This window comes from Rahnella bonaserana, assembly GCF_019049675.1.
Taxonomy (GTDB): Bacteria; Pseudomonadota; Gammaproteobacteria; order Enterobacterales; family Enterobacteriaceae; genus Rahnella; species Rahnella bonaserana.
In genome coordinates this window covers 137,187-161,388 of sequence record NZ_JAFMOW010000060.1, presented here as the reverse complement: position 1 = coordinate 161,388, position 24,202 = coordinate 137,187, and the positions used below count along the sequence as shown (strand labels likewise).

Genomic DNA, 24,202 nt, shown 5'->3' with positions numbered 1-24,202 from the left:
AAAGGAAATATTCGTTTACCGAAAAGTAAGTTAATTCTGATATCAGGACGTTGTTAAACCTCTGCTATCATTCATTCTTTCAGGTCGCCTGAAATTATTATCTTTCATTGATGGCTAACAGGACTGGATAGATCACAGTTTTTATTTTAATAAAATATCATACTGAGAAAATACCCTACTCTTATGAAGAGGCATTATGTTAAGCGACTGGATTAATGAAAATAACACGCAAATCATCAGTAAAATAGAAGACTGGAAAAGTGCAGTGGCATTTGCCGTGCAACCGTTAATTGATTCGGGTGCAGCGGAAAGTCGCTATCTTCAGGCTATATATGATATGCACCGGGAGATTGGTCCTTATTATGTTTTGGGTGAAGGTATTGCCATGCCACACGCCCGGCCAGAAGAAGGGGTTAACCATACGGCACTGTCCCTGGTGATTGTTTCAGAAGGCGTTGAGTTTGGCAGTGAAGATAACGATCCGGTTTACGTCATCTTCGCGCTGGCCGCTGTGGACAGCCATTCGCACATAGAAATGATTGCCAGCCTTTCCCATCTGTTCTGTGATGACGAGGCGGCAGAGCGGTTAAAACGCAGTAAAAACAGACAGGAAGCTTTAGATATTATCCGGCAGTTTTAAACGTGAAGTGAAAAGAGATAAACATAACCCTTTATGAACACCTACAAAGAACGTAAGGAAAAATGATGAAAAAGCTATCAATCCTGGCGGTATGCGGTGCGGGTCTGGGCAGCAGTTTTGCCTGTGAAATGAGTATCGAAGCAGCGTTAAAAGATTTGGGTGTGGAAGCCGATTTATCACATTGTGATATTTCCAGTGCCACGTCATCGAGAGCCGACATTATTATGACCGGCGAAAACTTCAGATCGCAATTCCAGCATTACACAATCAACGCCAACATTATTTATCTGAAGCGTCTGGTTGATAAAAATGAAATAAAGACCAAGTTGACTCCTATCCTTCAGGAAATGGGACATCTGGCCATTTAATAAATTATTATTTAAATTAAAAACACTTATAAATCGACAGAACAATTACCGTGAACTCTACAGGGGACGCTTATGTCTTTCCTTCACTTTATTGTCAATGATGTATTAGGCCAGGCATCAATATTAATATCACTGATCGCCATGATTGGTCTGATTGCGTTAAAGAAAAGTGCCGGGCAAGTTATTACCGGTACGTTAAAAACGCTTCTGGGCTTTTTAGTGCTGCTTTCCGGCGCAAGCATTATTGTTAATGCCCTAACCTTTCTGGGAGAAATATTCCAGAAAGGGTTCCATATGCGCGGGATTGTCACCGATGTCGGTTCCATTGCCGGGATTGCACAACAAACACTCGGCCGTGAAACCGCATTAATTATGGTGCTGGCATTTATCGTCAATATTCTTATTGCCCGTCTGACCCGGTTCAAATATATCTTCCTGACCGGCCAGGCTTCCCTGTGGATGGCGACGGTATGTTCGGTCATCGGCTATATGGGTGGACTGCGAGGTACAGAGCTGATCCTCACCGGCGGGATTATTGCCGGGGTGATGGCGGTGGGTATGCCGGTTCTGGCGCAGCCGATTGTGCGCAAAATTACCGGTTCTGATGACATTGCCCTCGGGCATTTCTGCACCATTGGCTACCTGGTGCAGGCCGGCGTGGCGAAAGTCACCGGGGATGTCAGTAAAAGCACCGAAGACTTCGAACTGCCTCAGTCTTTCTCTTTTCTGCAGGATACCTACCTGTCGATGATGGTGGTAATGATCCCAATTTACCTGATCCCCGCCATTGCCGCAGGCCCTGAGGTGGTCGCGCCTTACGCTAACAGCGTCAACTATCTGGTCTATTCCTTCCTGCAGTCGATTCAGTTTGTGGTCGGGGTATACGTACTGTTGTCCGGCGTACGCCTGCTGCTGGCGGAAATCGTGCCGGCATTTCGCGGCATCGCCCTGCGCATTGTCCCGAATGCTATCCCGGCGCTCGATTGCCCGGTGCTTTTCCCCTATGCACCGAACGCCGTCATCATCGGTTTCATCTCCACGACGATCGGTTCGGTGATCGGCATGTTCCTGTTCCCGAGTCTCGGGCTGGCGATGATTTTACCGGGCATGCTGACGAACTTCTTCGCGGGAGGTACGGCGGGCATCTTCGGTAATGCTGTCGGCGGACGTCGTGGCGCGATTATCGGCGGGATCTTCCATGGCCTGTTTATCACCCTGCTTCCGGCGCTGCTGCTGCCACTGTTGGGCAAGTTCGGCTTCTCGAACGTGACGTTCAGTGACTCTGATGTCATCAGCGTCGGGCTGGTATTTGGTCATATCCTCAACTTCTTCCACTAAGCGAGCCGGAGGTCATCTTTATGGATACACGTATTGAGCAGATTTTGGCGCAACATCTGCCGCCGCAGGAGTCGGCGAAAGCGCTTAATGAGCTGGGAAAACAGTATCAGGAGCAACAGGATCTGGATGCCGCCATCACCTGCTGGGAGCAGAGTATGGCGTGCTATGGCAAGCCGGGCTTTGCACAAGCACAGTTGATGAAAGCCTACAACGCGCGGCGTCGTCAGTGCTCAGAGGCGGGTGACGGCAAAGGGCTGGAAGCCTATTCAGAAAAAATTGATGCGCTGATGCAGCAAAGCAAAGATGCTATCCGTTACGGATTTTAAGCCACGGTAAATCCGGGATATCTGGTCAGATAACCCCTTAAGAAGCCGCCGCGGATAACGCCGCGGCTTCTTTATTTTTTCCTAGGGGTTAACGCCCTTCACCAGCTCCGGCTGTTCACGATAATCGGCCGGGAAATGCTGTTTCAAGTCTTTAATTTTCGGCAGATCGTTCACCACAATGTACGGGTAGTCCGGATTATCGTTCAAAAAATTCTGGTGATAAGCCTCTGCCGGATAAAAGTGTGCATTGTTTTCCACTTTTGTCACCAGCGGTTCACTGTAACTGTGGCTGGCATCGAGCTGGGCAATGTACGCTTTCGCCACGTCAGCCTGCGCCTGATTGAGCGGGAAAACCGCCGAGCGATACTGACTGCCGGTATCCGGTCCCTGACGGTTTAACTCCGTCGGGTTATGCCCTACCGAGAAGAAAATGTGCAGCAGTTCGCCGTAAGTCACCTGCGTCGGGTCAAAGGTGACTTTGACCGATTCTGCATGGCCTGTATCGCCGTTGCTCACCTGCTCATAGCTGGCCGTTTGCGCCTCGCCTCCGGCATATCCCGACACCGCGCTGGTCACGCCTTTCACATGCTGGAATACGCCCTGAATCCCCCAGAAACAGCCGCCGGCAAACAGCGCCGTTTCGCTGTGCGACGTTCCTGCAGGCTCATCTTTTGCCGGTGCCGGGATCACCACCGCCGGTTCCGCGCCACCGCCCCACGACCAGGCGTTATTTTGAAAGGCAAGGGCCGAAGCCAGCATCAGTCCGGCGATCAGGCTGTAATTACGCAAGCTGCGCACTTTTTTGGCTGCATTTTTCATTATGAATGTCCTGACTGATTAAGCTTTCGGAGTGAACGTCATTGCCAGCCCGTTCATGCAATAACGCAGGCCGGTCGGCTGCGGGCCGTCATCAAATACGTGTCCCAGATGCCCGCCGCAGCGGCGGCAATGCACCTCATCGCGCACCATGCCAAACGAGGTATCCCGGCTGGTCAGCGCGGCATTGGGTAACGGCTTCCAGAAACTCGGCCAGCCTGTATGGCTGTCGAATTTGGTCGCTGAGGAAAAGAGAGGAAGATTGCACCCCGCACAGGCAAACTCGCCCGCCCGATGTTCGTTATTTAGCGGGCTGGAATAAGGCCGTTCGGTACCTGCCTCGCGCAAAATGTGGTACTGGTCATCGTTCAGCTTCTGATGCCATTGCTCATCGGTCAGGGTAAATTCAAACGTTTCGGCTTTCGCCTGTGCATCCGCTTTACGCGGGAAAAACGTCGGGAGCAGCCCCATCACAGCGACCGCGGAAACCGCACTGCTGCCCAGCAGGAAATTGCGTCTGTTAATCATTATTGCCACCGGTCCGGTTACTGTCGATGGCATCAGACTACAAGGGGAGGGATTACGGAATCCTCGCGGAGAGTTAACAGTTTTGTGATAACTGGGGGATTGGGTTAACTCCCTCCCCTGCGAAGGGGAGGGTTGGGGTGGGGTGGGGTATTAAGGTCAAAAACTAAGGTCAGAGTGTATACGAAGATGGGTGTTGTCTGCTAAACCCCCTCCCCGCCTCCCCCTTCGCAGGGAGAGGAGCAGGTCAAATACCAAGTTCTGCTTTCACCTTCGTACCCTCCCGCACAAACACCGGGATTTCACTCATTGGCGCGGCGACCGTAATCGCCCTTCCACCTTCATAGCGTTCACCATTGAGCGCCACCCAAATGTCCCCTGCCGGTAACCACACTTCCCTCTCCCGCAGACCCGCGTAGAGGACCGGCGCAACCAGAATGTCGGCGCCAAGCATGTACTGGTCTTCAACCTGCCAGCTTTCGGGCTGATGCGGATACTGGTAGAACATCGTGCGCATCGCCGGATCGCCATTTTCGTGGGCTTGCTGCATGACGCGGCTGATGTAAGGACGCAGTTTTTCGCGCAGGAACAGGCCGCTTTTCATCAGCTGGTAATTCTCTTCGCCGTAGCTCCAGACCTCATTCGGTGCGCCGCTGTTGCACTGCGCGATACCGTCACGCCACGGTTCTGAGGGCTGGATCTGCGGCTCACGGTAGCCGTGCAGACGCATCACCGGACAGAATACGCCCCACTGGAACCAGCGGATCAGCAGTTCCTGAAACGCCGGATCGTTCACATTACCACCCTGGAAACCGCCGATATCTGTCGTCCACCACGGGATCCCCGCCAGCCCCATGTTCAGTCCGGCGGCGATCTGATTACGCAGCGCGTGGAAGGAAGAATGGATATCACCCGACCACGCCAGCACGCCGTAACGCTGACTGCCAGCCCAGGCGCAGCGCACCAGATTGACGATTTCGTGTTCGCCTTCCTGTTGCAGGCCGTCGTAAAAACCTTGTGCAAACTTCTGCGGATAGATGTTCCCAACCTCCAGCACCGGTCCTAAATGATAGCGATAGTTATCAAAATCATAGGCGCGGTATTCCGGCTCGGCTTCGTCCAGCCAGAAGGTGCGGATCCCCAGGTCGTAATAGTTTTGCTTCACTTTTTCCCAGACAAACTGACGCGCACCGGGATGGGTCGCATCGAAGAACGTGCAGTTGCCGAGGAAATCCAGATTCACTGACACCCCGCGATCGGTATTCACCAGATAACCTTTGGATTTCATCTCTTTATAGTTGTCTGTACGGCTGTCCACCGTCGGCCACACGGACACCATCGTTTCGATGCCCAGCGATTTAAGCTCCGCGACCATCGCTTTCGGATCCGGCCAGTCCACGGGATCAAAACACCAGGTGCCCTGATTCGGCCAGTGGAAGAAATCGATGACAATCACTGAAATTGGCAAATTACGGCGTTTGTATTCCCGCGCCACGTCCAGCACTTCCTGCTGGGTGCGGTAACGCAGTTTGCACTGCCAGAAACCGGTGGCGTATTCCGGCATTAACGGCGCAGTACCGGTCGCGCAACCGTACTGATGCATGATGTCAGCCGGTGTGTCACCGGCGGTTATCCAGTAATCCATCTGCTCAGTAACCTGCGCTTCCCAGCGGGTGATGTTCTTACCGAACGTCGCCTCGCCAATTGCCGGATTGTTCCACAGCATCCCGTAGCCAAGGCTCGAGAGCATAAAGGGTACGCTGGCCTGCGAGTTGCGCTGCGCCAGTTCCAGCGTGCAGCCTTTCAGATCCAGACAGCTCTGCTGATACTGGCCCATGCCGTAGATTTTCTCGTCGGGGCGCGACTCAAAACGCACGGTGAGCTGATGCTTGCCGCCCGGAATGGCCTTGAATTCGCGGGCATCCATCTTCAGCGCGCTGATGTATTTGTCCTGACTTTTCTCCGTCGCGCCGATACCGACCGTCGAACGCTGACGCCAGAACTCCTCGAGGATCAGCTCACCGCGCTGGTTATAAAACGCCAGCTGCCCTTTGATATTCACCGTCGCCGTGATGTTGCCGTTGCGGATACTCAGCGTTTCGGTGCCGCGGCTGATGTCGGTTTGCGGCTGTTCGGTTTGCGGCAGCAACGCCCAGAGATGTTCATTCAGTTCAGGGCGGCAGGTGGCGCGCACGCGCAGACTGTTTTCACCCCAGGGTTCAATCACCAGCGTTTGCTGATCAAAATGCCAGAGGATGCGGTTTTTTTCGGCGATTAATTCGCTCATGCGGACTCCTGTGTATGCAAGGTGGCCTGAGGGACAGGCTCGTGTTCCCGTGAAATTTTGGACTGATTAATCTGTTTCATGGTCGCGTCGTTAAGCTTGTACCAGCGCATCGACAGCGCGCTGAACATCGACAACACGCCCGGCACCAGTGAGAACAGCGCGATAATGGACAGCATCGCGGCGGTATTTTGTTGCGCGGCGTGCGGCACGTAACCGCTCATGCCGAGCGTCCAGCCAACGACGGCCCCGCTCACCGCCATCCCCATTTTCAGGATCGCCAGCAAGGTCGAGAACACCGTGCCGTCCATGCGTTTGCCCTGTTTGTATTCGCCGTAATCCACCACGTCGGACATCATCACCCACATCAGCGTGGTCGTGACCTGATAGAACGTGGACACCAGCAACGTCATGCCGACCAGCAGGGAAATCCACGCCGGAACGAAGAATATCGCCATGCTCAGCACGCCTGTCAGAATGGCGCACAGCGTGAACGCCGCCAGTTTGCTGCGGTTGCGCGTCAGCGGTTTGACCAGCAAACTGCCGAGGCTTTTACCGATAATGTGCGCAGCCAGCAGCCACATAAAGTAGCTGGCATTGCCGAGATAATAGGTGACGTAATACATCATCGCGCCGAGGCGCACGACGCCGAATGAGATGTTGAAGAAGATCAGGGCCGCGACCACACGCCACTGATCGTTTCGTAGTAAATCGCGCAGATCGGAGAGGAAATTCTCGTGCGTTGGCGGTGCGCTGATACGTTCTTTCGTATTGAGAAAACACAGCAGGAACATCACCACGGCAATCGACGCCATGATGGCCATCGCGCCGAAATAGCCGTCGAGTTTATTGCCGCCGCCCATCATTTCTGCCAGCGGCATCATCAGGAAAGTGGACATCGCGCCGCCAAGTGTGGCGAGGAAAAACCGGTAAGATTGCAGAGAAATACGCTGGGTATTATCGGGCGTAATGATCGCCCCCATCGAGCAGTAAGGAATGTTGATGGCGGTATACATCAGCATCATCACGCAATAGGTGACGCTGGCGTAAACCATTTTGCCGCCCAAAGACAGCGATTCAGGCACCGCATAAACCAGTAAACAACTGGCACCAAACGGCAGCGCAAGCCACAGAATATAGGGGCGAAACTTACCAAAACGGGTCTGCGTGCGGTCGGCAATCAGCCCCATTGCGGGGTCAACAATCGCATCCGCAACGCGTGCGACCAGAAACATTGTCCCGACGAAAACCGCCGGTAATCCCACAACATCGGTGTAATAAAACGTCAAAAATATAATCACGTTATCCAGGCCAATATGGCTCGCCATATCCCCCAGACCGTAGCTGATTTTTTCTTTTACGGATAACTTCGCAGTCATTTTTCGTCCTGCCTTTTGTAGGGTTAAACACAAAAAAGTCAGTCCGTCCGTGGCCCGAGGACTTGTTATAGAATGGTTAAAAGGCCGTCACAATTGCGAGATGTTATAAATTTCTTATGTTTTTTGATTAATGTGATACCGGTAACATGGATATGATCAAAAAAAAATGAGGCAGTCCGAAGACCACCTCATTTCTGTTGACTGCACCGACCGGTTAAGGGTCGATAATCACATCACTTTCCGTCAGGCGTGAGTGACAGGTTTCTGTTCTGAACTGGCCTGTGCGTTTTCCAGCATTCTGCGGACAGGAATAATCAGCACGAACAGCACTGCGGCACAGATAAGCAACGCGATGGAACAACGCGCGAAGAGATCAGGCAGCATGTCCAGCTGATCGGCTTTCACGTGACCGCCGATCAGACCCGCCGCCAGGTTACCCAGTGCACTGGCACAGAACCACAGCCCCATCATCTGACCGCGCATTCTTTCGGGTGCCAGTAATGTCATGGTCGCAAGCCCAATCGGGCTCAGGCAGAGTTCGCCGAGCGTTAGCATCAGAATACTGCCCACCAGCCAGAACGGTGAAACACCTGCGCCGCCGCTGTTCAGCACGTTCTGCGCCGCCAGCATCATCAGGCCAAAGCCTGCCGCTGCGCACAAAATACCGATAATGAACTTGGTGATGCTGCTCGGACGGATGTTTTTACGTGCCATCATCGGCCACGCCCAGCTGAATACCGGTGCCAGCAGGATGATAAACAATGCATTGATAGACTGGAACCAGACCGCCGGGATTTCAAAATCGCCGATCATACGGTTGGTGTAGTCATTCGCAAACAGGTTGAACGAGGTCGGTTTTTGCTCGAACGCAGACCAGAAGAACGCGGCGGAAACCAGCAGGATAAAGCAGACCAGCAGTCTGGCGCGCTCTTTGCGGTTAAGTCCGGCGAACAGGAACAGGTAGATAAAGTACAGAGCGACGGAAGCCGCAATCACATAAACCAGCACGCTGGCGACAGCGACCGGATTGATGACGATCACGCCCTGCGCAATCAGCGTCACGACAATAGCTACACCGACGGCCAGCGCCAGTAACCAGGCACCCACACCGTTTTTCTTCGCCACCGGATTATTCCAGGTGGAATCCAGACCGACTTCGCTGTCATAGCGTTTCATTGCCGGTACGGCATACACACGGAAGATAATCAGTGCCACCAGCATACCGATACCACCGATACCAAAGCCCCAGTGCCAGCCATGCGATTTTATCAGCCAGCCGGAAATCAGCGGTGCAATAAACGACCCCATGTTGATGCCCATATAGAACAGCGAGAAACCGCCGTCACGGCGTGCGTCGCCCTTCTTATACAGCGTGCCCACCATGACCGAGATACAGGTCTTGAACAGGCCGGAACCCAGTACGATAAACATCAGGCCGATGAAGAACAGGTTGTCGCCCATAAAAGCCGACAAGGCAATCGACAGGTGACCCAGTGCAATCAGGATCGAGCCGTACCAGACTGCTCTTTGCTGTCCCAGCCAGTTATCTGCCAGCCATCCGCCCGGCAACGCCGCCAGATACATACAGCCAGCAAAGATACCGACGATGGCCGATGCGTTTTCACGCGCCAGTCCCATGCCGCCGTCATACACCGTCGCTGCCATAAACAGGATCAGTAAAGGACGGATACCGTAAAACGAGAACCGCTCCCACATTTCTGTGAAGAACAGAGAACCCAGCGGATAAGGATGACCGAAGAACGTCCGGCTCTCGTTTTTGTGATCAGAGGAATGCATAAACTCTCCAAAAGGTGTGTCGTAGTGTTTGTAAAATCTCAATGCCTGGCGGTTATCATTTCGCCGCTCTTTAACATTCAGAAATTATTATTTGCCATTCGAAACTAGTTTTGTCTGGCGAGAACTGCAGAACTTTTAGAGGAAAAGTCGACAACTGTCTACCTTTACAGAGTTTATGTTGGCAAAAATGCGCAACTATTGAGGAGAAAAAAGAAGGAGGTTTTCAGGGAAATAGAATTTTAACTGATTGATTTCAGGAATTTTCTTAGAGATTACCTAAACTGTTTTTACGCAGAAAATTTATGTTCAGATGAATTCCCGTAAAAACGGCTTATGAAGCTTCTCACCCCCCCTTTTCAGAGGGAGGAGAACGTCACATTACTCCGCCAGAAGTGGCGGGATTGACGGCACCATCGGCGCGTTGTCGATATCGGCCTGCGTCATCTTAAACGCTTCGGGATAATGTTCGCGGCTGGTGCGGCGTAACGGCTCGGTGGAACGCCAGGTGTATAAACAACGCTGGCACTGATGCACGGTCCAGACACCTTTTACCGGGGACACGGCCATCAGTTCGATATGCTCATCGGCACAACGTGGACAAATCATAATCACTCCTTACTATCTTTAATGAATGTTCAGGCTTTGCGCCCGTCCAGCATGGAATTGAGTTTGGCGACCCAGTCTTTGGTTTCCGGTAAATCGCGTACCGGCTGGCTGTAATGACCGCGGTTATCCGGCGCGACCGGCGTGGTGGCATCAATAATCAGTTTGTCAGTGATCCCCGCCGGAGATGACCCCGGATCCAGTTCCAGCACGGACATATTCGGCAACTGAACCAGGTCGCCCGCCGGATTCACCTTGGCAGAAAGCGCCCACATCACCTGCGGCAGGTTAAACGGATCCACGTCCTCATCGACCATAATCACCATTTTCACGTACCCCAGACCGTGCGGAGTGGTCATTGCGCGCAGCCCCACGGCACGGGCAAAACCGCCGTAACGTTTTTTCGTGGAGATAATCGCCAGCAGACCGTGGGTGTACATAGCGTTGACTGCCTGCACTTCCGGGAATTCGGCTTTAAGTTGCTGATACAGCGGCACGCAGGTGGCCGGCCCCATCAGATAGTCGATTTCGGTCCACGGCATGCCGAGATAGAGGGATTCAAAAATGGGATTGTTGCGGTACGACACTTTATCAATACGCACCACGGTCATGTTGCGGCCACCGGAATAATGGCCGGTGAATTCGCCGAACGGCCCTTCGATTTCGCGTTTACGTCCTTCAATCACCCCTTCGAGGATCACTTCTGAACCCCATGGCACGTCAAAACCAGTCAGCGGTGCCGTCGCGATCGGATACGGTGCCTGACGCAATGCGCCCGCCATTTCATATTCCGACTGGTCATATTTCAGCGGCGTTGCGCCCATCAGCGTAATGATCGGGTCATTACCCAGCGTGATGACTATCGGTAAATCTTCGCCGCGTTCTTCCGCTTTATGTAAGTGCAGCGCAATGTCGTGCATCGGTACCGGTTGCAGCCCGAGTTTACGTTTGCCCTTCACTTCCATACGATAAATGCCGACATTCTGTTTATCGAAGCTGTCCGGGTCGGTCGGGTCGCGGGACACTACACAGGCTTTGTCGAGATAGAAACCACCATCGCCATCGTTCAGGCGGAACAGCGGAAGAATGTCGAACAGGTTGATGTCTTCACCGTCGACGGTATTTTCTGCCCACGCCGGATTTTCACGGCGCTCAGGTGTGATCGGAAATGTATCCCAGCGGCGGATGTATTCGGCAATCTGTTCGTTGGTCGACGTGGAAGGCGGCAGTCCCATTGCAATGGCGTGATTAGGCCAGGATCCCAGCGTATTTAGAGCAATACGCGCGTCGGTAAACCCTTCCACATTGTCAAAATACAGCGCAGGTGCGCCCTCGCCGATACGGCCCGTGGCGTTCGCCGCCGCGGCCAGATCCGGCTCCGCTTTCACCTGTTCGGTGATTTTCAGCAGTTGTCCGTTCTCATCCAGTGCGCGCATAAAGCTGCGCAGATCATCAAAAGCCATCTCGATTCTCCTGTACGTAGTAGATTTAACACGTTTTAGAAATTAATTAGTGACACCGTCACTTTTTGCCGATAACCCTGCCCAACGCTTAGCCCGATGATATTCAAGGCCGAACTGGTCGAGCACGCGGGTCACAATGTGGTCTGTCACGTCCTGAATGGTTTCAGGATGGTTGTAGTAAGCCGGCATCGGCAGCACGATTGCGGCCCCCATGCGGGAAAGTGCGAGCAGGTTTTCAAGGTGAATGGTGCTGAGAGGGGTTTCACGCGGAACCAGCACCAGTTTGCGGTTTTCTTTGAGCACAACATCTGCCGCGCGACCGACCAGCCCTTCGGCATAGCCGGCGCGGATACCCGCCAGCGTTTTCATACTGCACGGAATGATAATCATGCCGTCCGTTTTGAATGAGCCTGAAGAAATCGTGGCTGCCTGATCGGCGCAATTGTGCGTGAAGTCGGCCATCGCACTGACTTCCCGTGCGGTGTACGGCGTTTCAAGTTCAATCGTGGTTTTCGCCCATTTCGACATCACAAGATGCGTTTCCACCCCGTCCATATCCCGTAACGCCTGCAACAGCGTCACCGCCAGCGGCGCACCCGTCGCGCCCGTCATCCCTACAATCAGTCTCATTTCAGCCTCACACAGATCATGACTTTGAACATTTTGTTCGTATACGAATGATTTTTACCTTATACTCCTTTTCAAATCACCGCAATGGTCTGTCGCATTCATTCCTCAGTGGTTGCTAAAATAGCCGGAAACCTATAAGAACAGCGGAAACTGATAATGAGCACACAATTGAGACAGGAAGCCTTTCACATAATGCGTAAGGTATTCCAGCAGCACACCGCACGCTGGCAGCAATGCATCCCGGAACTGACCAAACCGCAGTACGCCGTGTTGCGCTCGATTGCTGAAAATCCGGGTATTGAACAGGTACAACTAACCGGTGTGGCGATCAGCAGCAAGGCTACACTGGCAGAAATGTTGTCACGGCTGGAATCACGCGGGCTGTTAGTGCGTCAGGCCGATCCGGCAGATAAGCGCCGGCGTTTTATTACGCTGACCGCAGAGGGAAAAACCGTTCTGGCGAATACACAGCCGGTCGGTGAGCAGGTGGATACCGAGTTTTTAGCAAGATTATCTCCTGACGATCAGCAACATCTGGTGCGTTTACTTAAGCAAATGCTGGAAGCTGAGGATTGAAGGCAGAGGAGTCACGGGAGTTTGTATGATTGAAGAAGTCGTGTTGCTGGATGGACAACATCAGCCATCGGGAACCATGGACAAAGCGCTGGTGCATTCCGGACATACTCCGCTGCATCTGGCGTTTTCCTGTTACATCCGCAATGATCGTGGCGAGATTTTGCTGACGCGCCGCGCTCTGGGCAAAGTCGCGTGGCCGGGAGTCTGGACGAATTCCGTGTGCGGGCATCCGCTGCCCGGCGAGTCCCTGCAGGCGGCGGTTCTGCGCCGTTGTCAGTATGAAATTGGATTATCCGTTGAAAACATCGCCTCGCTGGTTGATGAATTTCAGTATCACGCCACCGATGCTTCCGGCATTGTCGAAAATGAATTCTGCCCGATTTTTACCGCCTTCACCGGCCAGACACCGGTACCGCGCGAGTCTGAAGTGATGGATTATCAGTGGGTGAAACCGGAAGATTTGCTGAGCAGCGTGCGCACGACTCCGTGGGCCTTCAGCCCGTGGATGGTGTTACAGCTCGGTCAGATCACTGAGAAAAACCTCAGTCTGCTGGGGTGAGCGTAAACGCACGAAGCGGACATGCTGCCATGCAGGGTCACGAAGTAATGCCTCATACTGGCGGCGGTTTTTTCTGTAAGTTTTCAGCGTCCACAGAATTATCGACTCCCGGCTGAAAAAGCTTTTGCGAAACGTCTCGTAGTTACCTGTCCCCGGCCAGATTTCCTGTCCGCCCCACGCACGCGTAGCCGCCCGTTTGACTGCCTGAAACAACGTGCGCCCGAACGAATAATCCACCCAAACGATCAGATCAATATTGCGCCATTTGACGGGTTGCGTCCGTTTGTAATTGCCGTCAATCACCCAGCTGTCGCTGGCTGCCATTTTTTCTTCAAGGCGGGCAAAGAATTGTTCGTCAGGCGTACCCTGCCAGTCAGCCCGCCAGAACAACGCATCCAGTTCAATATAGGGAATATTCAGTTTCTGAGAAATGCCGCGTGCCAGTGTTGATTTGCCGCTGCCGCTGGTGCCAATGACGTTAACTTTCACCGCAAGACTCCTGATCTGCTGTTGCAGAATTCGCCGGATAGCGAAAAAAGGGCGCTTATTCTGCCGCACAGGCGGACTGTTGTACAGACGCAAAGAGACAACCGCAGAAGTCACCTTATTTACCATTACATATGAAACTAACGCGTCCTGTGAATGTAACCGCTTTAGAATAAATTGAGCATTTCGTGCTTTTTGAGACATTGCTAGCAACACTATTTAAGATTTTTCGCATCCATACCTGTACAAAATTGTAATCATTGTATAACTTTATTGTACCCCCTGCTTCATCATTAGTCCGTCTTTTACGGGCAATTTCAGCCTGGCCTTTGGAAGAAAAAATTGGATTTCCCTTCTTCCAAAGGTTTTTTTCACGGCTGAATTTATTTTTGTACAAAATAATCACGGGATGAACAGGGAAGGCAATTGTGAAGAAACGCTTCACAATATTCTCTTTTCTGACTGGCAATAGGCACTTTTCCGGCGAGGGTAATTCGCAGAAAAGTTTGAGGAGGTCTACATGCAACTCGAAGCAGAACAAACAGTTACAGAAATCAGTGATTATTTCAAATCCCGTGAAACGCCAACATTAAGCGAAGTCGAGATCCTCGGCACCATCGTTTCAGGGCTGTTAAACAACGGCTATCCGGTAAGCAACAAAGCGATTATTGAAGGGCTGCTGCGCCAGCTGGAGCAGGAGTCTAACGTCAGCAACCAGCAGGGTTGCCGTAATTTGCTGGAGCTGGTGTTGCTCTCCACGCAAGATGACGTAATTTAACAAATACACCGGCCTGTTAAGCCACAGTGCTAGCAGGCCGGTGATCACTTCTTCCGTAAGTTTTTGTGCATTACAGCGATTTTAGTGTCGCAGCAATCACGTCTTTCACCGGCGTTGTCGGACGACCAATCAGTTTGCTCAATGTATGAGAATCATCAAACAGACCGCCCTTTTCTGCGCCCGCGTCAGAATCTGCCAGCATATTCGCCAGACCTTCCGGTAAACCTGCACCCAGTAACGCTTTAGCAAATTCCGCTTCCGGCAGATTCACGTAATCCACTTTCTTGCCGGACTGATGCGCGATTTCCGCCGAGAACTCTGCCAGCGTATAGGATTCGTCGCCCGCCAGTTCGTAGATTTTCCCGCCCTGATCCTCGAGCACCAGAACGGCAGCCGCTGCTTCGGCATAATCCTGACGCGCAGCGGAAGAAATCCGCCCTTCGCCGACAGAACCTATAAAGGCGTTATGCGCCAAAGCCGGTGCAATGCTCGCGGCATAGTTTTCGGTATACCAGCCGTTACGCAGCAGGACAAAAGGAATGCCGGCTTCACTTAACGCTTTTTCGGTCGCGCGATGTTCAACGCCCAGACCGAGCGGGGATTTATCCGCGTGCAGCAGGCTGGTGTAAGCCAGAAGTTTCACGCCTGCGCGTTTCGCCGCCGCGATCACCGCGTTGTGCTGCGCTTCACGCTGACCGACTTCACTTGAAGAAATCAGCAGCAGTTTCTCTGCGCCTTTAAACGCTGAATCGAGCGTCTCAGGCTGACTGTAATCCGCCTGACGCACCTGAACACCTAAATCTGCCAGATCTTTGGCTTTTTCAGGGCTGCGCACAGCGGCGATAATCTGATTAGCGGGCACTTTTTTCAGAAGTGCGGCAATAACAAGGCGGCCTAACTGGCCGGTAGCACCGGTAACTGCGATCATATTTATTCTCCTGAAAGGTTCGACACAATGTTCATGTTCTGGATTTATGTTCTGGAAGACGCGAAATGCGTCGCCGTGAAGACATCCTATGCGATACACTTACTTTTCGTAAGTACGCACCAAAAGGTAAGTATGAAAATAATTCCGTCAGACCAATTTGAATCGCACCTGCCGCTGTCAGAACAAATCCGTCAGGGGAAAATCCTCGATCCGAATTGTCCTTCCCGCGAAATACTGCGCCATGTCACCAGCCGCTGGGGTTTACTGATACTCATTGCCCTGTGCGACGAAACGCTGCGCTTTAGCGAACTGCGGCGCAAAGTCGGTGGCATCAGCGAAAAAATGCTGGCGCAAACCCTGCAGACATTAGAAGAAGATGGTTTTGTGGACCGGCATTCGTTTCCGGTGGTGCCGCCGCATGTTGAGTATAGCCTCTCGCCTCTCGGGCTTGAGATGAAAGACCAGGTTGCCGGGCTGGCCGACTGGCTGGAGTTTAATTTGCATCGCATTCTCAGACAGCGCGAACTGCGCGTAGTCGGTGAAGAATAACCCGCAAAAAAACTTAACAAGAACGCAAAAATTCTCACCTATCATTGATTCAAACTGCCGACTAACATCATTTCATTGATTCGATAAATGCTTTTATTTAAATCAGCTGAGGTGATGTATGTCCCAGTCCCACAAGCAACACGTTACGCTCGTCATTACACATAAAATTGCCCCCGCCAGTGAGGCGCAGTACGAAGCCTGGCTGAACAAAATCATGCCGCAGGCGAGCACGTTCCCGGGACATCTGGGTGTCAACGTCATCCGTCCAAGCCGCAGCGGCGATCCGTACACCATTCTGGTGCGCTTCGACACGCTGGAAAATCTCAACGCCTGGCACAACTCTGAACTGCGTAAACAGCTGGTGGCAGAAGTCAGCCCGTTGCTGTTACAGGATGACAGCACCGAGGTGCGTCCCGGCGCGGAATTCTGGTTTACCCCACCGAGCGCGACCGTTCGCCCGCCTGCCCGCTGGAAACAATATCTGCTGACTTTGCTGGTGATTTACCCTTCAACCCACATTGTGCCCTGGTTTTGGGGGCAATTTTTGCCACAGCTCAAAGGCACGGAAGGCGGTCATTTGCTCAATGACGCCTCCGTGGTTGCGCTGGTGGTTTTCCTCTGGATGCCAATCATTACCCGAGTTTTCCATTCATGGCTGACGCGCACTTCCGCGCACTGACAGGAGCTTTTCCAATGACAAGTTTTGCATCCCTGATCCTGATTAATGGCAAATTTCACACCGTTGACCGGGAGAAACCACTGGCGAACGCCGTGGCGATTAAAGACGGCAAATTTCTTGCTGTCGGTACTGAAAATGAAGTGATGCAGTTCGCGGATGCGTCCACCCAGGTGGTGGATCTGCACGGTCACACGGCGGTTCCCGGTCTGAACGATTCCCACCTGCACCTGATCCGCGGCGGGCTGAACTACAATCTGGAACTGCGCTGGGAAGGCGTGCCTTCTCTGGCCGATGCGCTGAGGATGCTGAAAGAACAGGCGCTGCGCACGCCATCACCACAATGGGTGCGCGTGGTGGGTGGCTGGACGGAATTTCAGTTCGCCGAGCGCCGGATGCCGACGCTGGAAGAGATCAATCAGGCAGCACCCGACACACCGGTATTTATCCTGCATTTATATGACCGTGCCCTGCTCAACCGCGCCGCGCTTAAAGTGGTCGGTTACACCAAAGACACACCAAATCCACCGGGCGGAGAAATTCAGCGCGACAGCAACGGCAATCCGACCGGTATGTTAATCGCCAAACCCAATGCGATGATCCTCTATTCGACACTGGCGAAAGGCCCGAAACTGCCGCTGGAACAGCAGGTCAATTCCACCCGCCAGTTTATGCGCGAACTGAACCGTCTCGGCCTGACCAGCGCGATTGATGCGGGCGGCGGTTTCCAGAACTATCCTGAGGATTATCAGATCATTGATGAACTTCATCAGAAAAATCAGCTTACGGTACGCATCGCCTACAACCTGTTTACCCAGCGTCCGCAGCATGAGCTGGAAGATTTTGAACTGTGGACGGACATGCTGAAACCGGGTCAGGGCACCGATTTCTACCGTCACAACGGCGCGGGCGAGATGCTGGTGTTCTCCGCCGCTGACTTTGAAGACTTCCTGCAACCACGCCCGGATCTACCGCCGGGAACAGAAGTCGAGCTGGAACGCGTGGTGCGTCATCTGGTGGAGCACCGCTGGCCATTCCGCCTGCATGCCACTTATGATGAGTCGATCAGCCGTATGCTCGATGTCTTCGAAAAGGTGAACAAAGACATTCCGTTCAACGGATTGCACTGGTTCTTTGACCATGCGGAAACCATCACCGAGCGGAATATTGAACGTGTGAAAGCGCTGGGCGGTGGCATTGCGGTTCAGCATCGCATGGCGTTTCAGGGGGAATATTTCGCTGACCGTTACGGCATCGAAGCCACCAAACATACGCCGCCAGTAGCGAAAATGCTTTCCGCCGGTTTACCGGTCGGGCTGGGCACCGACGCCACGCGCGTTGCCAGTTACAACCCTTGGACAGCGCTGTACTGGCTGGTTTCCGGCCGCACCGTCGGCGGCATGGCGATGTACGATGACGATGCACGCATCGACCGCGAAACCGCGCTGATGCTGTGGACGCAGGGCAGTTCGTGGTTCTCCAGCGAGCAGGGCAAAAAAGGTCAGATCAAAGCCGGACAACTGGCCGATCTGGCGGTGCTTTCTGAAGATTTCTTCAGCGTGCAGGAAGAACGCATCAAGGGCATCGAATCAGTGATGACTGTGGTGGACGGCAAAGTGGTTTACGCGGCAGGCAGTTTCTCACCGCTCGCGCCTCCTGCAATCCCGGTCTTACCAGACTGGTCACCGGTCACTAAAGTGCCGGGCCACTACCGCTCTGCCCCGCCAGAGGGTGCGGCGCGCGTCGGTTTGGTTCGTCAGGCACATCAGTGCGCCGGTCCGTGTGGCGTGCATAAACACAGCCATGACATCGCCCGTGGATCGGATGTCCCGGTGTCCAACGACAACGCTTTCTGGGGCGCGCTGGGATGTTCGTGCTTCTCGTTCTGATCATGAGTAACTGAATGACAAAAATTAGCGCCCGATAACATTTCGGGCGCTGTACCCGCGCTTCAGCAACACTGCACATAATATTGATGATGCATTTCGATAAACGATCCGGCTCTGTTGCGTCTTGCTCAGTAAACGACGTTATTTTTCCGAGAATCCTGCCCAATTAACACCCCCGGAGAAATATCCCTCAATTGTGTATATATATACGTTCTGTTTAATATTGCCCTGATAGTATCCGCTTGCAATTAATAATAAATCCAGAGAGGACGTGTATGTTAAACGATGAACCCCCGTCGGGTATTCCGACCAACACCTGATTATCCACAGCGCCTGTCAGTGTCTGTAAGGATAATCAGAGCCTCAAGCCCGATTAATTAAGGGCGAAGATTATCTTTATATCGATACTGTTATATCGAGGTGCTTTATGCTGTTAAAAAAATTTGTCTTTCCATTGATGCTGAAGACTACAGGTTCTTCATCTTTCAGCGATACGCTTGCCACTACAGGCATTACGGCGCCGGCCGCCCGGCCGTCACGCGCCCTTCCTTTCGTTCAGACCCTGAAGCAATACTTCTCAACGCATTACCACCGCGCGGTTAAATCGCACATAGACAGTCTTCTCCCCTGAGAGGGCGAGGTTCATCAGGGTAACGGCGTCTTAAAATTGTTACCGTGATGGACATTATTCTAAATTGAATACGGCGTAAAAAATAACTCCATTTATCCGGAGGGATTAATTACGCCCTATTCTCTCTGCTTATCGGTTTTTATCGATATAAAAATTCCCACTGAGAATTAACGTTATGCAGAAGAACACCCCAGTTATAAGCCGGAACAGATTCGGCCTGGATGATCTGATTATCATCTCAATATTGTGTCTGTTAGCGGGATTATTGATTTATGGCTGGCAAGGCATGCACACTCCTTTTGACGGGAGCACGCTGCCGCCAGTCACTCAAGATTATAAAGATTTACCTTATTACGCATTACGTACCACCATGCGCCTGCTGTTTGGGTTAGCGTTCTCACTCATTTTCACCGTGGTATTCGGTGTACTTGCTGCGAAATATGCCGCGATGCGCCGCATTATTTTGCCCTTCGTCAACTTTATGGAATCCGTTCCTCTGCTTGGATTCCTGACCTTTACGACCGCCTTCTTCCTGGGGCTGTATCCTCACAGCGTGATGGGGCTTGAGGGGCTCGCCATCTTTGCCGTATTCACCGGACAGGCGTGGAATATGATGCTGACGATGTATCAGACTTTACGCGTGGTGCCTAACGAACTCACCGAAGTCTCCTGCGCGTTTCAGTGCAATCCGTGGCAACGGTTCTGGCGGCTGGGATTCCTCTACTCTTTCCCTGGTTTACTCTGGAATACCATGGTGTCGCAGTCGGCGGCATGGTTTGCGCTGATTGCCTCCGAGATGCTGACCATAGGTGACAAAAACGTCAATCTGCCCGGTATCGGATCCTGGTTGGGTCAGGCTATTGATGCCGGGAGCATCCACGGTGTGCTGTGGGGTGTGCTGGCTCTCGTCATCACCATCGTGCTGTTTGACCAGTTACTTTTTCGCCCGTTAGTGCGCTATGCCAGTCAGTTTAAATATGAAGATATCTCTTATGCTGAACGGCCAACCTCCTGGTTTTATAACTGCCTGCAGCGGTCATTCACCGGGCATCAGCTGGGAAAACTGGGCAGCCGCTTCTGCCAGTTCTGGCTGTTCACATTGCCTAAGGCGTGGTACCTGCTCGGGTTGCATCGTCTGTTTAATTTCCTGGGGATACTCAACTGGCTATGGGCGAGTCTGTGGTATCTGGCGATTGCCGTCGCCTGCTTGTACTACGGCCATATTTTATGGGGCTATCTGCCCTTCCAGTACCTGTCACAGCTTCCTGAATGGATGGGACTGACGGCGGCGCGGGTGATCATCGCCATGCTGTTAAGCATTGTCATCTTTACGCCGCTCGGCGTATGGATCGGCCTGCGTCCGCGGCTGGTGCGCATTTTCCAGCCGGTGATTCAGATCATGGCCGCCATTCCGTCTAACGTTTTCTATCCGATTGTGACCGTCATTCTGATCACCTGGCACCAAAGTCTGAATGCCTGGACGATTCCGATGATCATGCTGGGCACCCAGTGGTATGTGTTGTTTAACGTGATTGCCGGGGCATCTGTTATCCCAAGTCAGATGGTGGATGTAAGCCGTGTCTTTGGTGTGAAAGGCTGGATGTGGTGGAGCCGGTATATCTTGCCCGCCATTTTCCCTTACATCGTGACAGGCATTATTTCTGCCGCCGGCGGAGCCTGGAACGCTGCCATTGCTGCCGAAGTACTGAACTGGGGCGACGTCACGCTCAAAACCAACGGACTGGGCGCATTCATTTCCACCACCACCGAGGCCGGGCAAAACCCTGAGGCTGCATTGGGCTGCATTGCGATGTGCTTTATGGTTGCCCTTTGCGTGATATTCATCTGGCAGCCACTTTATCGCTTTGCAGAAACGCGGTTTAAATTCGACTAATTCCATGAATTCTAATACGTCGCTCAGAAACCTATTAATACCGGGAAAATGACATGAAACATACTCGTACTGTTTTAGAAATTAAAAATGTGTCCAAGTCCTTTCAAAAAGGACAAAAACATACGCAATGCGTACTGGATAATATCAATCTGGAGGTCAGAGAAAATGAAATTGTGGCTTTGCTGGGAAGGTCTGGCTCAGGGAAATCGACCTTACTGCGGATGATTGCCGGGCTGGTTGACAGCAGTTTTGGCTCCATTGTGTGTAATGATCAACCCGTCACCGGCCCCTGCCCGGATACCAGTATGGTCTTTCAGACATTTGCGCTTTTCCCATGGCTCACCGTGTTTGGCAATGTCTCCTTTGGCCTGCAGGCATTAGGGTTACCCGCAAATGAGGTGAACCGCAGAACGGTAGATATGATCGACCTTATCGGTCTGTCGGGTTACGCGGATGCCTATCCAAAAGAGTTATCCGGCGGAATGCGGCAGAGGATTGGATTTGCACGTGCGCTGGCGGTTGAACCCCAGCTATTGTTGCTTGATGAACCCTTCTCTGCACTCGACATTTATACCGGCAATAAGCTGCGTCAGGATCTGATGGAACTGTGGGAGAAGCATTACATCAAAACGAAGTCGATGATTCTGGTGACGCATGATATTGAAGAGGCGGTGATGCTGTGCGATCGCGTTCTGTTACTGACAGGTTCACCCGGCACCATCACGGATGAATTCAGTATCGATATTCCGCGCAAAACCCGCACGCAGGAAAATACCAAAGTCTGGGTCGATACAATCAGTGATACGTTGAATCACAAGATTGCGCTGACGGCCACGCAGCTTTGAAGCCGCCGGTGATGCTGTAGGTTCATCACCGTCAGACTCTTCATGCTCATATGACCCCCGTTCCTTATTATCAGGGGATAGGGGTCATACCGCGTGTTTACAAAAAGTAATCTCTGGCGATCAGTCGCCAATCTTAATAACGATTTTACCGAATGCGCCACGGGAAAGGTGTCTGAACGCTTCAACCGCGTCGCTAAAGCTGTATACCTGCTCAATGACGGGCCTGATATTATGTTCAGTGAGGAAAGGATTCATGCGATCAAAGGATGAACGTGGTGCAACAGCAATGCCGCGTATCGTTGTCTGCCGGAAAATCAAAGGCATCAGATCAAGCTGTGAGGTCTGACCGGTGAGAAAGCCAACCTGAGCAATCGTCCCGGCCACTTTAGTGGCAGCAACTGACTGATTAACCCCGTTACCTCCCGCAACTTCCACCGTAATATCGGCTCCTTTACCCCCGGTTAATTCAAGAACTTTGTTCTCCCAGTCAGGCGTGTTTTTATAGTTAATTCCCTCATCAGCGCCCAGCGCCTTGATTCGCTCAAGATTGGCATCATTGCTTGAAGTGGCGATGACTTTCGCACCGTACGCATGTGCAATCTGAGCAGCAAAAACAGATACCCCGCCTGTACCTTGTACCAAAACTGTCTGGCCGGGTTGAAGACGACCAATATCCATCAGCGAATACCAGGCGGTCAGCGCGGCGATAGGCAATGTTGACGCTTCCTCATCAGTCATGTTGTCCGGCGCTCTGACGGCGCTGTCTTCGTGAATAATCATATATTCAGCCAGTCCTCCCGGCAGGGGCATACCCATACACCAGGCTGGTTCATCTGCTGCGGGTTCGCCATCCAGCCAGCGCGAATAGAGATGTGAATTGACGCGTTCACCGGTGTGAAAACGTGTTACCCCCTCTCCTACGGCCACAATGGTTCCCGCAGCGTCGGAGACAGGAATAAGAGGTTTGGGAACCAAATGGGGCTCATAAAAACCTTCAACAATCGCTTTATCACGAAAATTCAGGGAGACCGCGCCTACCTTAACCAGAAGTTCACCTGGCCCCGGCGTCGGGGTTTCAACGTCTTCGAGATGCAAATTTTCAAGACCAAAATCTTTCAATAACCATGCTTTCATTTTGTTGCTTCCACTTTGTCTGCATAAGATAAAGTCATGTTAGAGCGTGAAAGAGAGGGGAAAAAGTCATCGCAAAGGATTTCAGTGTTATTGCAGGGGAAACAATTCGGGTAAGGTACCTTCCGCGTTGATGGTCATAGATGTGTAGAATTTACCGGAGGAGGAGAAAACGATGCGCTCTGATATGCTTGAGTTAATGAGTATTTTTGTTCAGGTTGTCGAACTGGGCAGTTTCACCAAAGCCGCAGATGCCTTGCAATTACATCGTCCTGCTGTCAGTAAATCCATTCAACACCTTGAAGATGATTTAGGTGTAAAACTTCTGCACCGCACCACGCGCCGCCTGAGTATGACGGCTGAAGGGGAGGAAATTTATCAGCGCGCCAAAGGTCTTTTAACCGACGTCAATGACATGATGGCGGTTTTTTCTCCCAGTCAGCCGCCGCGCGGGCGCTTGCGCATTGATGCTCCGCTTGCATTGACACACGCTATCCTTATTCCTTCTTTAAGTGAGTTTCAAAACCTTTATCCGCAAATTGACATTGTACTCACCGCATCTGACCGCCTGACTGATCTGATTACAGAGGGTGTTGACTGCGTCATTCGTCTGGGAGAGTTAGTCGATTCCGGTTTTAGCGCGCGCCATGTGGGCAGAGTCAGTATGGCCACCTGTGCTGCGCCGTCATATCTGGATAAACACGGTATTCCGCTGACGCCGGATGAGCTTGTGCATCATAAAGCGGTGAATTTTTTCAGTGAACACAGCCGCGAAGTGATGGACTGGAAGTACGTGATGAACGGAGAAATTATTTCACGGCGACCGGGGAGTAATATGCTGGTTAATAATTCTGATGTACTTCTTTCCTGCGGGCTGGAAGGTCTGGGGATAGTGCATGCGTTACGCACAGCGCTGGAACCTCACATTCAGTCTGGCAGACTCACGGAAGTGCTCACCGATTATGCGCCTGTCACGAAATCTGTGTCTGTTCTGTATCCCGATCGCCGCTACCTTCCTTCAAAGGTCCGCGTTTTTATCGACTGGTTCTGCGATGTCTTTGCCAGAAAGTATCAGGAATAACAGTGACACC

The 24,202-nt window shown here is 52.3% G+C and carries 25 protein-coding genes; 13 read left to right on the top strand and 12 right to left on the bottom strand.

Annotated features, from left to right (window positions below):
* Positions 1 to 196 precede the first annotated feature (196 nt).
* The 4 genes from J1778_RS10385 (at position 197) to J1778_RS10370 (ending at position 2,672) form a co-directional block, all read left to right on the top strand.
* Positions 197 to 640, top strand: a complete 444-nt coding sequence (locus J1778_RS10385) for a PTS sugar transporter subunit IIA (protein ID WP_217173116.1) — start codon at positions 197 to 199, stop codon at positions 638 to 640.
* A gap of 65 nt (positions 641 to 705) precedes the next feature.
* Positions 706 to 1,008: a PTS sugar transporter subunit IIB gene (locus J1778_RS10380; RefSeq protein WP_113876466.1), complete on the top strand. Its 303-nt coding sequence runs from the start codon at positions 706 to 708 to the stop codon at positions 1,006 to 1,008.
* 72 nt (positions 1,009 to 1,080) lie between these two features.
* On the top strand, positions 1,081 to 2,346 hold the full coding sequence (locus J1778_RS10375; protein ID WP_217173115.1) for a PTS sugar transporter subunit IIC: 1,266 nt from the start codon (positions 1,081 to 1,083) through the stop codon (positions 2,344 to 2,346).
* 20 nt (positions 2,347 to 2,366) lie between these two features.
* Entirely contained in the window at positions 2,367 to 2,672 is a 306-nt protein-coding gene (locus J1778_RS10370; RefSeq protein WP_217173114.1) for a hypothetical protein, read from the top strand.
* 81 nt (positions 2,673 to 2,753) lie between these two features.
* Here the strand turns inward: J1778_RS10370 and msrA are convergent, their stop codons facing one another.
* From msrA to J1778_RS10330, 8 genes are all read right to left on the bottom strand, one after another.
* Complete coding sequence (msrA, locus tag J1778_RS10365; protein ID WP_217173113.1) at positions 2,754 to 3,491, bottom strand: peptide-methionine (S)-S-oxide reductase MsrA; 738 nt, start codon at positions 3,489 to 3,491, stop codon at positions 2,754 to 2,756.
* Positions 3,492 to 3,509: 18 nt separating this feature from the next.
* Positions 3,510 to 4,016, bottom strand: a complete 507-nt coding sequence (gene msrB / locus J1778_RS10360) for a peptide-methionine (R)-S-oxide reductase MsrB (RefSeq protein WP_217173112.1) — start codon at positions 4,014 to 4,016, stop codon at positions 3,510 to 3,512.
* Between the two features lie 244 nt (positions 4,017 to 4,260).
* Entirely contained in the window at positions 4,261 to 6,300 is a 2,040-nt protein-coding gene (locus tag J1778_RS10355) for a glycoside hydrolase family 31 protein (protein WP_217173111.1), read from the bottom strand.
* Positions 6,297 to 7,676: a glycoside-pentoside-hexuronide (GPH):cation symporter gene (locus tag J1778_RS10350; protein WP_217173110.1), complete on the bottom strand. Its 1,380-nt coding sequence runs from the start codon at positions 7,674 to 7,676 to the stop codon at positions 6,297 to 6,299. Before J1778_RS10350 ends, J1778_RS10355 begins: the two co-directional genes overlap by 4 nt.
* A 243-nt stretch (positions 7,677 to 7,919) precedes the next feature.
* Positions 7,920 to 9,473, bottom strand: a complete 1,554-nt coding sequence (locus tag J1778_RS10345; protein ID WP_217173109.1) for a peptide MFS transporter — start codon at positions 9,471 to 9,473, stop codon at positions 7,920 to 7,922.
* 378 nt (positions 9,474 to 9,851) lie between these two features.
* Positions 9,852 to 10,079: a non-oxidative hydroxyarylic acid decarboxylases subunit D gene (locus J1778_RS10340; RefSeq protein ID WP_112289696.1), complete on the bottom strand. Its 228-nt coding sequence runs from the start codon at positions 10,077 to 10,079 to the stop codon at positions 9,852 to 9,854.
* Between the two features lie 29 nt (positions 10,080 to 10,108).
* Entirely contained in the window at positions 10,109 to 11,539 is a 1,431-nt protein-coding gene (locus J1778_RS10335; RefSeq protein WP_112289695.1) for a non-oxidative hydroxyarylic acid decarboxylases subunit C, read from the bottom strand.
* 42 nt (positions 11,540 to 11,581) lie between these two features.
* The gene (locus tag J1778_RS10330) at positions 11,582 to 12,169 is read right to left on the bottom strand and encodes a non-oxidative hydroxyarylic acid decarboxylases subunit B (protein WP_217173108.1); all 588 of its coding nucleotides are present in this window, start codon (positions 12,167 to 12,169) and stop codon (positions 11,582 to 11,584) included.
* A 156-nt stretch (positions 12,170 to 12,325) separates the two neighbouring features.
* On the opposite strand from J1778_RS10330, the gene J1778_RS10325 reads away from it, so the two are divergent.
* Both J1778_RS10325 and idi read left to right on the top strand, forming a co-directional pair.
* Positions 12,326 to 12,745 (top strand): MarR family winged helix-turn-helix transcriptional regulator, encoded by a 420-nt coding sequence (locus tag J1778_RS10325; protein ID WP_217173107.1) that lies wholly within the window; start codon positions 12,326 to 12,328, stop codon positions 12,743 to 12,745.
* 25 nt (positions 12,746 to 12,770) lie between these two features.
* Entirely contained in the window at positions 12,771 to 13,304 is a 534-nt protein-coding gene (gene idi / locus J1778_RS10320; protein WP_217173106.1) for an isopentenyl-diphosphate Delta-isomerase, read from the top strand.
* On the opposite strand, the gene J1778_RS10315 is transcribed toward idi, so the two are convergent.
* Both J1778_RS10315 and J1778_RS10310 read right to left on the bottom strand, forming a co-directional pair.
* Complete coding sequence (locus J1778_RS10315; protein WP_217173105.1) at positions 13,257 to 13,793, bottom strand: AAA family ATPase; 537 nt, start codon at positions 13,791 to 13,793, stop codon at positions 13,257 to 13,259. The two genes, idi and J1778_RS10315, sit on opposite strands and share 48 nt — an antisense overlap.
* A gap of 115 nt (positions 13,794 to 13,908) precedes the next feature.
* Positions 13,909 to 14,235 (bottom strand): hypothetical protein, encoded by a 327-nt coding sequence (locus J1778_RS10310; RefSeq protein WP_217173104.1) that lies wholly within the window; start codon positions 14,233 to 14,235, stop codon positions 13,909 to 13,911.
* Positions 14,236 to 14,310: 75 nt separating this feature from the next.
* Here J1778_RS10310 and J1778_RS10305 point away from each other — a divergent pair, with 75 nt between their 5' ends.
* On the top strand, positions 14,311 to 14,568 hold the full coding sequence (locus tag J1778_RS10305; RefSeq protein WP_217173103.1) for a biofilm/acid-resistance regulator YmgB/AriR: 258 nt from the start codon (positions 14,311 to 14,313) through the stop codon (positions 14,566 to 14,568).
* A 70-nt stretch (positions 14,569 to 14,638) separates the two neighbouring features.
* Here J1778_RS10305 and J1778_RS10300 read toward each other — a convergent pair whose 3' ends face one another.
* Positions 14,639 to 15,496 carry an SDR family oxidoreductase gene (locus J1778_RS10300; RefSeq protein WP_217173102.1) on the bottom strand — a complete coding sequence of 286 codons (858 nt, stop codon included), beginning with the start codon at positions 15,494 to 15,496 and terminating at the stop codon, positions 14,639 to 14,641.
* A gap of 132 nt (positions 15,497 to 15,628) precedes the next feature.
* Between J1778_RS10300 and J1778_RS10295 the strand changes: the two genes are divergently transcribed.
* From J1778_RS10295 to J1778_RS10275, 5 genes are all read left to right on the top strand, one after another.
* Positions 15,629 to 16,045 (top strand): winged helix-turn-helix transcriptional regulator, encoded by a 417-nt coding sequence (locus tag J1778_RS10295; protein WP_217173101.1) that lies wholly within the window; start codon positions 15,629 to 15,631, stop codon positions 16,043 to 16,045.
* A gap of 118 nt (positions 16,046 to 16,163) precedes the next feature.
* A complete protein-coding gene (locus tag J1778_RS10290; protein ID WP_217173100.1) occupies positions 16,164 to 16,724 on the top strand; it encodes an antibiotic biosynthesis monooxygenase in 561 nt (186 codons plus the stop codon).
* A gap of 14 nt (positions 16,725 to 16,738) precedes the next feature.
* Positions 16,739 to 18,610: an amidohydrolase gene (locus J1778_RS10285; protein WP_217173099.1), complete on the top strand. Its 1,872-nt coding sequence runs from the start codon at positions 16,739 to 16,741 to the stop codon at positions 18,608 to 18,610.
* A gap of 917 nt (positions 18,611 to 19,527) precedes the next feature.
* On the top strand, positions 19,528 to 21,135 hold the full coding sequence (locus J1778_RS10280; RefSeq protein ID WP_238484652.1) for an ABC transporter permease: 1,608 nt from the start codon (positions 19,528 to 19,530) through the stop codon (positions 21,133 to 21,135).
* Between the two features lie 53 nt (positions 21,136 to 21,188).
* Positions 21,189 to 21,980, top strand: coding sequence for an ABC transporter ATP-binding protein (locus tag J1778_RS10275; RefSeq protein WP_217173097.1), 792 nt, complete (start codon positions 21,189 to 21,191; stop codon positions 21,978 to 21,980).
* A 120-nt stretch (positions 21,981 to 22,100) separates the two neighbouring features.
* On the opposite strand, the gene J1778_RS10270 is transcribed toward J1778_RS10275, so the two are convergent.
* On the bottom strand, positions 22,101 to 23,114 hold the full coding sequence (locus tag J1778_RS10270; RefSeq protein ID WP_217173096.1) for a zinc-dependent alcohol dehydrogenase family protein: 1,014 nt from the start codon (positions 23,112 to 23,114) through the stop codon (positions 22,101 to 22,103).
* Positions 23,115 to 23,286: 172 nt separating this feature from the next.
* Between J1778_RS10270 and J1778_RS10265 the strand changes: the two genes are divergently transcribed.
* A complete protein-coding gene (locus J1778_RS10265) occupies positions 23,287 to 24,192 on the top strand; it encodes a LysR family transcriptional regulator (RefSeq protein WP_217173095.1) in 906 nt (301 codons plus the stop codon).
* Positions 24,193 to 24,202: the final 10 nt, after the last annotated feature.

Coding starts and splice junctions, on each gene's coding strand:
- J1778_RS10385 (WP_217173116.1), top strand. CDS start 197: ATGTTAAGCGACTGGATTAATGAAAATAACACGCAAATCATCAGTAAA.
- J1778_RS10380 (WP_113876466.1), top strand. CDS start 706: ATGAAAAAGCTATCAATCCTGGCGGTATGCGGTGCGGGTCTGGGCAGC.
- J1778_RS10375 (WP_217173115.1), top strand. CDS start 1,081: ATGTCTTTCCTTCACTTTATTGTCAATGATGTATTAGGCCAGGCATCA.
- J1778_RS10370 (WP_217173114.1), top strand. CDS start 2,367: ATGGATACACGTATTGAGCAGATTTTGGCGCAACATCTGCCGCCGCAG.
- msrA (WP_217173113.1), bottom strand. CDS start 3,491: ATGAAAAATGCAGCCAAAAAAGTGCGCAGCTTGCGTAATTACAGCCTG.
- msrB (WP_217173112.1), bottom strand. CDS start 4,016: ATGATTAACAGACGCAATTTCCTGCTGGGCAGCAGTGCGGTTTCCGCG.
- J1778_RS10355 (WP_217173111.1), bottom strand. CDS start 6,300: ATGAGCGAATTAATCGCCGAAAAAAACCGCATCCTCTGGCATTTTGAT.
- J1778_RS10350 (WP_217173110.1), bottom strand. CDS start 7,676: ATGACTGCGAAGTTATCCGTAAAAGAAAAAATCAGCTACGGTCTGGGG.
- J1778_RS10345 (WP_217173109.1), bottom strand. CDS start 9,473: ATGCATTCCTCTGATCACAAAAACGAGAGCCGGACGTTCTTCGGTCAT.
- J1778_RS10340 (WP_112289696.1), bottom strand. CDS start 10,079: ATGATTTGTCCACGTTGTGCCGATGAGCATATCGAACTGATGGCCGTG.
- J1778_RS10335 (WP_112289695.1), bottom strand. CDS start 11,539: ATGGCTTTTGATGATCTGCGCAGCTTTATGCGCGCACTGGATGAGAAC.
- J1778_RS10330 (WP_217173108.1), bottom strand. CDS start 12,169: ATGAGACTGATTGTAGGGATGACGGGCGCGACGGGTGCGCCGCTGGCG.
- J1778_RS10325 (WP_217173107.1), top strand. CDS start 12,326: ATGAGCACACAATTGAGACAGGAAGCCTTTCACATAATGCGTAAGGTA.
- idi (WP_217173106.1), top strand. CDS start 12,771: ATGATTGAAGAAGTCGTGTTGCTGGATGGACAACATCAGCCATCGGGA.
- J1778_RS10305 (WP_217173103.1), top strand. CDS start 14,311: ATGCAACTCGAAGCAGAACAAACAGTTACAGAAATCAGTGATTATTTC.
- J1778_RS10300 (WP_217173102.1), bottom strand. CDS start 15,496: ATGATCGCAGTTACCGGTGCTACCGGCCAGTTAGGCCGCCTTGTTATT.
- J1778_RS10295 (WP_217173101.1), top strand. CDS start 15,629: ATGAAAATAATTCCGTCAGACCAATTTGAATCGCACCTGCCGCTGTCA.
- J1778_RS10290 (WP_217173100.1), top strand. CDS start 16,164: ATGTCCCAGTCCCACAAGCAACACGTTACGCTCGTCATTACACATAAA.
- J1778_RS10285 (WP_217173099.1), top strand. CDS start 16,739: ATGACAAGTTTTGCATCCCTGATCCTGATTAATGGCAAATTTCACACC.
- J1778_RS10280 (WP_238484652.1), top strand. CDS start 19,528: ATGCACACTCCTTTTGACGGGAGCACGCTGCCGCCAGTCACTCAAGAT.
- J1778_RS10275 (WP_217173097.1), top strand. CDS start 21,189: ATGAAACATACTCGTACTGTTTTAGAAATTAAAAATGTGTCCAAGTCC.
- J1778_RS10270 (WP_217173096.1), bottom strand. CDS start 23,114: ATGAAAGCATGGTTATTGAAAGATTTTGGTCTTGAAAATTTGCATCTC.
- J1778_RS10265 (WP_217173095.1), top strand. CDS start 23,287: ATGCGCTCTGATATGCTTGAGTTAATGAGTATTTTTGTTCAGGTTGTC.